At 64.2% G+C, this 6,370-nt stretch carries 6 protein-coding genes; 3 read left to right on the forward strand and 3 right to left on the reverse strand.

Annotated elements, in window-relative coordinates; translation table 11 throughout:
- The first annotated feature begins 66 nt into the window (after positions 1–66).
- Together LB565_RS25815 and LB565_RS25820 are read left to right on the forward strand one after the other, a co-directional pair.
- Positions 67–870 carry a lytic transglycosylase domain-containing protein gene (locus LB565_RS25815; RefSeq protein ID WP_224588866.1) on the forward strand — a complete coding sequence of 268 codons (804 nt, stop codon included), beginning with the start codon at positions 67–69 and terminating at the stop codon, positions 868–870.
- Positions 871–1,032: 162 nt separating this feature from the next.
- Positions 1,033–1,989, forward strand: a complete 957-nt coding sequence (locus tag LB565_RS25820; protein ID WP_224588868.1) for an IS5 family transposase — start codon at positions 1,033–1,035, stop codon at positions 1,987–1,989.
- Between the two features lie 290 nt (positions 1,990–2,279).
- Here the strand turns inward: LB565_RS25820 and LB565_RS25825 are convergent, their stop codons facing one another.
- A complete protein-coding gene (locus LB565_RS25825; protein WP_224588874.1) occupies positions 2,280–3,500 on the reverse strand; it encodes an argininosuccinate synthase in 1,221 nt (406 codons plus the stop codon).
- Positions 3,501–3,817: 317 nt separating this feature from the next.
- On the opposite strand from LB565_RS25825, the gene LB565_RS25830 reads away from it, so the two are divergent.
- The gene (locus LB565_RS25830; RefSeq protein ID WP_224588875.1) at positions 3,818–4,459 is read left to right on the forward strand and encodes a LysE family translocator; all 642 of its coding nucleotides are present in this window, start codon (positions 3,818–3,820) and stop codon (positions 4,457–4,459) included.
- 23 nt (positions 4,460–4,482) lie between these two features.
- Here LB565_RS25830 and LB565_RS25835 read toward each other — a convergent pair whose 3' ends face one another.
- The gene (locus LB565_RS25835; RefSeq protein WP_224588876.1) at positions 4,483–4,950 is read right to left on the reverse strand and encodes a hypothetical protein; all 468 of its coding nucleotides are present in this window, start codon (positions 4,948–4,950) and stop codon (positions 4,483–4,485) included.
- Positions 4,947–6,179 (reverse strand): 23S rRNA (adenine(2503)-C(2))-methyltransferase RlmN, encoded by a 1,233-nt coding sequence (gene rlmN / locus LB565_RS25840; RefSeq protein WP_224588882.1) that lies wholly within the window; start codon positions 6,177–6,179, stop codon positions 4,947–4,949. Before rlmN ends, LB565_RS25835 begins: the two co-directional genes overlap by 4 nt.
- Positions 6,180–6,370: the final 191 nt, after the last annotated feature.

Below are 6,370 nucleotides of genomic sequence, written 5' to 3' on the forward strand. Positions count from 1 at the left end.
GACAACCGGACGTTTCGCTGGCAAATTCGCAACCGGGACGTGATTCAAGGCAACCAGGAGAAGGACATGGCATTTTTTGCCAAAGGAAGGATTTTTGCGGCCGCCGCGGCTGTGGTGGCGATGCTTGGGCTGGCGACAGGCGCCGAGGCCGCGGCCAGCTGCGGCAAGAATGGCGCCGGCTTCGAGGCCTGGAAGCAGGACTTTGCCGCCGAAGCCAAGGCCAACGGCGTCGGCCAAAGGGGGCTTTCGGCACTGGCGGGGGCGACCTACGCGACCAGGACGATCGCCGCCGACCGGGCCATCCACAAGGCTTTCAGCGGCTCCGTGGAGGCCTTCATGCAACGCCGCGGGGCGTCCGCGATCATCTCGAGGGGCCGCGCGCTGAAAAAGGCCAACGCGGCGATGTTCGCCAATATCGAGCGGACCTATGGCGTGCCGCCGGGCGTGCTGCTCGCCATCTGGGGCATGGAGACCGGTTTCGGCGCCTCGATGGGCAACCAGAACACGGTGTCGGCCATCCTGACGCTCGCCTATGACTGCCGCCGCCCCGACTATTTCACCCCGCATGCCATCGCGGCGCTGAAGTTGGTCGATCGCGGCGCGCTGAGCGCCTCCTCGGTTGGCGCCATGCATGGCGAGATCGGCCACACCCAGTTCTTGCCCGGAAACGTGCTGAAATACGGCGTCGGCAGCGGTAACCTGCGCGACCGCAACACGGCGCTCGCCTCGACCGCCAACTATCTCAAGGCGCATGGCTGGCAAGCCGGCGCGAGCTACGAGGCCAATATGGGCGCGATTGCCGGCTGGAACTCGGCAAGCGTCTATCAGCAGGCTATAGCCCGCATTGCGGAAGCGATCGACGCGGACTGATTGAGATCGTCATTCCACGGAAAAACCCGGCCATGGCCGGGCTTTTTTGTTGGGCCTGGAGATTGGCGAAAGCCGGGAAAGTGGGAATCTCCCCCCTTGAGGGGACCTGTTGCGTAATTGGCTGGTTGTGATTCTCTGAGAGGAAGCTCGGAGAGAATCGCGATGGCTGTGAAGCAGACGGGACAGTTGAGCCTGGCGGAGGCGTTTCTAGGCGACAAGCTTGCGGGCGGTTCTTCGCCACTCGACCGTCTGTCAGGTCTGGTGAAGTGGTACCGCTTCGAGAAGCTGCTCAACCCGCTGCGCGATGGTGGACCTGGCCGGGCAGCTTGGCCGCCACTGGTGCTGTTCAAGGCGCTGTTGCTGCAATCGCTCTATGGCCTGTCTGATCGCGAGTTAGAGGAAGCGCTGGGCGACCGGCTGTCATTCCGGCGCTTTGCCGGGTTGGGGCTGGACGATACGATCCCCGACCACACGGTTCTGTCGCGCTTCCGCAATCTGCTTGTCGGCGAAGGGCTGATGGAGAAGCTGTTCGGCGAACTGGACCGGCAGTTGGAGAAAGCCGGCGTGATCCTGAAGCGCGGCACAATGCTGGATGCCACACTGATCGATGCGGTTTCGGCGCCCCCGACGCCTGAGCGGCCGTCGAAGGACACAGACGCTCGCATCACCGCACGCAAGGGCAAACGCGGCCTCACCTTTGGCTACAAGGCTCATGTCGGGGTGGATGAGGGCTCCGGTCTGATCCGCACGGTGATCACCACACCGGCCAACGTCAACGACACGGTAATGGCTGATGCCTTGATCTGCGGCGACGAGAAGACAGTGTGGGCGGACGCCGCGTATGACACCCATGCTCGCCGTGCCCGGCTCAAGGCCGAAGGCAAGAAGGTGCGTATTGCACGCCGCCCCAACAAGCATCATGCGCTGCCTGAGCGGCTCAAGCACTACAATCGCCTGATCGCCAGACGGCGAGCGACAGTGGAGACCACCTTCGCCACGCTCAAGAACCGCATGAAGCTGACCATGATCCGCTATGTCGGACTGGCCAAGGCCGCAGCCCAGGTGACGATGGCGGCGATCGCTTTCAACATGCGCCGATGGGCGGCCATCACAGGATAGGTGCGCCCAGCTACCGGCCTAGGGGGCCTCACCGCCACCATCAAACTCAACCCCAAGGCCAAATCGCCCACCAAGCACAACAGACTTCGCGGCCAAAACCCCTCTGCGAGCCTGTTCTCGCTAACTGCGCAACAGGCCCCTTGAGGGGGAGATGGCCGGCAGGCCAGAAGGGGTCGTCTCACACACAGCGTCGACGCTTTTCTTGTCGCGCAGGGCGTCGGCGCTTCACGCGCAGCAACCCCTCTGTCTCTTCGGCGACATCTCCCCCTCGAGGGGAGAGATCAGCAGGTTCAGCGACGGTTCCTTGCCGCCAGCGTCCTGAGCCGAAGCCCGTTGAGCCGAATAAAGCCTTCCGCGTCCTTCTGGTCGTAGGCGCCGCGGTCGTCCTCGAAGGTGACCAGCGCATCCGAGTAGAGCGTCTTCTTCGACTTGCGACCGGTGACGATGACATTGCCCTTATAGAGCTTCAGCCGCACCGTGCCTTCGACGTCGTCCTGGCTCTTGTTGATCATCGCCTGCAGCATGACGCGCTCGGGCGAGAACCAGAAGCCGTTGTAGATGAGCTCGGCATAGCGCGGCATGAGCTCGTCCTTGAGGTGGGCAGCACCCCGGTCGAGCGTGATCGATTCGATCGCGCGGTGGGCGGCGATCAGGATGGTGCCGCCGGGGGTCTCGTAGACGCCGCGCGACTTCATGCCCACAAAACGGTTCTCGACAAGGTCGAGGCGGCCGATGCCGTTGTCGCGGCCGAGGTCGTTGAGCGCCGCCAGCATGGTGGCCGGCGACAGCTTCTTGCCGTTGAGCGCGACCGGGTCGCCTTTGAGGAATTCGATCTCGATCTCTGTGACGACATCGGGCGCATCCATCGGCGAGACGGTGCGCTGATGCACGAATTCCGGCGGCTCGCTCCACGGATCCTCCAGCACCTTGCCCTCGGAGGAGGAGTGCAGGAGGTTGGCGTCGACCGAGAAGGGCGCGTCGCCGCGCTTGTCCTTCGGCACCGGGATCTGGTGCTGCTCGGCGAAATTGAGAAGGTCGGTGCGCGACTTGAACGACCAGTCGCGCCACGGCGCGATGACCTTGATGTCCGGGTTCAGCGCATAGGCCGAAAGCTCGAAGCGGACCTGGTCGTTGCCCTTGCCGGTGGAGCCGTGGGCAATGGCGTCGGCGCCGGTTTCCTTGGCGATCTCGACCAGGTGCTTGGAGATCAGCGGCCGGGCGATCGAGGTGCCGAGCAAATAGGTGCCTTCATAGACGGCGTTGGCGCGGAACATCGGGAAGACGAAGTCGGCGACGAACTCCTCGCGCACGTCGACGATGCGGATGTCCTTGATGCCCATCATCTCGGCCTTGCGGCGCGCCGGCTCCAGCTCGCCGCCCTGGCCGAGATCGGCGGTGAAGGTGACGACTTCGGCGCCGAGCTCGGTCTGCAGCCATTTCAGGATGATGGAGGTGTCGAGGCCGCCGGAATAGGCGAGCACGACTTTCTTGACGTTCTTGGTCTTGGGCATTTTTGGCGGTTCCGCGGAAAAATAGCTTCGCGGGCGAGGTATCACGGCCTTTCCGGGCGGCGCAAGAGACAGGAGAAGCCAATCGCCGCGCCAAATCTCCCCCCTCGAGGGGGAGATGTCGCAGGAAGGCGACAGAGGGGTCATCGCGCGTGAAGCACCGACGCCCTGCGCGACAAGAGCGTCGGCGCTCCATGTGAGACGACCCCCTCTGACCGCTTCGCGGCCATCTCCCCCTCGAGGGGGGAGATTTGTCGCGGCTGGCGCGACTGGGGCAGCCGCGTTATAAACTCGCAAACCATCACGATACCGGGCCTTCCATGTCCTTCATTCCCGACACTTCGACGCTCATCCAGTTCGCCATCGCCACCATCATCCTGGCGATCACGCCGGGACCGGATATGACGCTGTTCGTCTCGCGCACGTTGAGCCAGGGTCGCGCCACCGGTTTCGCCTCCATGGCCGGCGCGCTCTGCGGCACGCTGATCCACACCACGCTGGTGGTGGTCGGCATATCGGCGCTGATCGTCGCGTCGCCGATGGCCTTCTTCGCCTTGAAGATCTTCGGCGCCGGCTATCTGGTGTTCCTGGCCTGGCAGGCGATCGCCAAGGGCTCGGCCTTTTCGCCGGAGAAGAGGACGGGACCGCAAGTCTCGCTGTTCCGCAGCTGGGCGGCCGGGCTCGGCGTCAACCTGCTCAACCCGAAGATCATCCTGTTCTTCATGACCTTCCTGCCGCAATTCGTCTCCGCGCACGATCCGAACGCGTCCGGAAAACTGTTCTTCCTCGGCGTGATGTTCATCGTGCTGTCGATCCCGGTGACGGCGCCGATGGTGCTGGCGGCGGAAAAGTTCTCGGCCGCGATGAAGGCAAGCCCGCGCGTGACGCGCGTTGTCGACTATCTGTTCGGCGGCGTGTTCTCGGCCTTCGCGCTGAAGATCCTGACGGCGCAGGCGAGGTAGACCCTCGCGCTTGCAGGCGCGGGTCAAGCGTCTATATCGAGCAGCGCCTCGCGGCGCCAGCTGCCAGCCCAGCGGCCGGCGGAGAGCCAGTAGAAGATGCCGCCGACCATGCCGCAGCCGATCACGGCCAATCTGGCGTTGGTCGCGGTGACATCGAAATCGGCGTCGCCCAAACTATGCACGAAGCCGAGAAAGACGAGGGCGATGACGGCGCCGCCCAGCGCGTAGAACAGCCAGTCGCGCCGGGGGAGCACCTCGGCGATCAAAATGACGACCGCCGCCGGCACGAAGGCGAAATAGGCGACGAACAGCGCCACGAAAGGCACCGACAAATAGAGCGATGCGGTGGCCGTCGGCTCCGGATCGGCCGGGGTGTAGCCCAGATTCGCCAGGATCAGGATGTTGAGGAAGGCGCTTGCCGCCAGCGAGCCGACGACATAGCCGGCCAGGATGACGGCGAAGCGGATGAGATAGGCGATGATGCGCCTCACGCCTCGCCGTGCCCCGCGATCATCATGGCTTCGAGCGCCAGCCGGTCGACCTTGCGCATGCGTTCGGACTCCGACTTCAGCTGGCCGCAGGCGGCGAGGATGTCGCGGCCGCGCGGCGTGCGGATCGGCGAGGCGTAGCCGGCATTGTTTATGTAGTCGGCAAATTTTTCGATCGTCTCCCAGTCCGAGCATTGGTAGTTGGTGCCGGGCCAGGGGTTGAACGGGATCAGGTTGATCTTGGCCGGAATGCCCTTCAAGAGCTTCACCAGCGCCTTGGCGTCGTCGAGGGAATCGTTGACGTCCTTCAGCATCACATATTCGAAGGTGATGCGCTTGGCGTTGGAGAGGCCGGGATAGGCCTTGCAGGCGGCGATCAGCTCCTTCAGCGGGAACTTCTTGTTGATCGGCACCAGCAGGTCGCGCAGGTCGTCATTGGTGGCGTGCAGCGAGATCGCCAGCATCACGCCGATCTCCTCGCCGGTGCGGAAGATTTCCGGCACGACGCCGGAGGTCGACAGCGTGATGCGGCGTTTCGACAGCGACAGGCCGTCGCCGTCGGAAGCGATCAGCAGCGCCTTCTTCACCGCCTCGAAATTATAGAGCGGCTCGCCCATGCCCATCATGACGATGTTGGAGACCTTGCGGCCCTCGGCCGGCACGATTGCGCCGCCCGGCGTGTCGCGGTCGGGGAAGTCGCCGAGACGATCGCGCGCGGTGAGCAACTGGGCCAGGATCTCCTCGGCGGTGAGGTTGCGCACCAGCTTCTGCGTGCCGGTGTGGCAGAAGGAACAGGTCAGGGTGCAGCCGACCTGGGAGGAGATGCAGAGCGTGCCGCGGCCTTCCTCGGGGATGTAGACGGTCTCGATCTCGACGGGGCGGCCGGCGCCGCGCGGCGGAAAGCGGAACAGCCATTTGCGCGTGCCGTCGGAAGAGATCTGCTCCTCGACGATCTCGGGCCGGGCGACGGTGAAATGTTTGTCGAGTTCGGCGCGCAATTCCTTGGAGATGTTGAACATATGCGCGAAATCGGAAACGCCGCGCACATACATCCAGTGCCAGAGCTGCTGGGCGCGCATCTTGGCCTGGCGCTCCGGCACGATGCCGGCGCCGACAAGCGCCTCGCCGAGCTCGGCGCGGGTCAGGCCGATCAGCGACGGCTTCTCGGCCGGTGCTGCGCGGCGCAAGGCGTCACGTGCGCCTTCGGCGGTAAGATCAAGCGAAACGGTCATGGTGGCGCCAATATAAGCGATTTGCGGCCGATTTCAGCATCGGTCGCACAGGAAGCGCGGCGCATAGCACAGCTCGGCGCCGGAGTCATGCGCCAGGCTTTTCTTCTCCCACAAGGGGCCTGTTGCGCAGTTAGCGAGGACAGGCTCGCGGAGCGATTTGGTCGCGAGGTCTCGCTCCGTTTTGGCTTTGG

The organism is Mesorhizobium sp. CA14 (assembly GCF_020165195.1).
GTDB lineage: Bacteria > Pseudomonadota > Alphaproteobacteria > Rhizobiales > Rhizobiaceae > Mesorhizobium.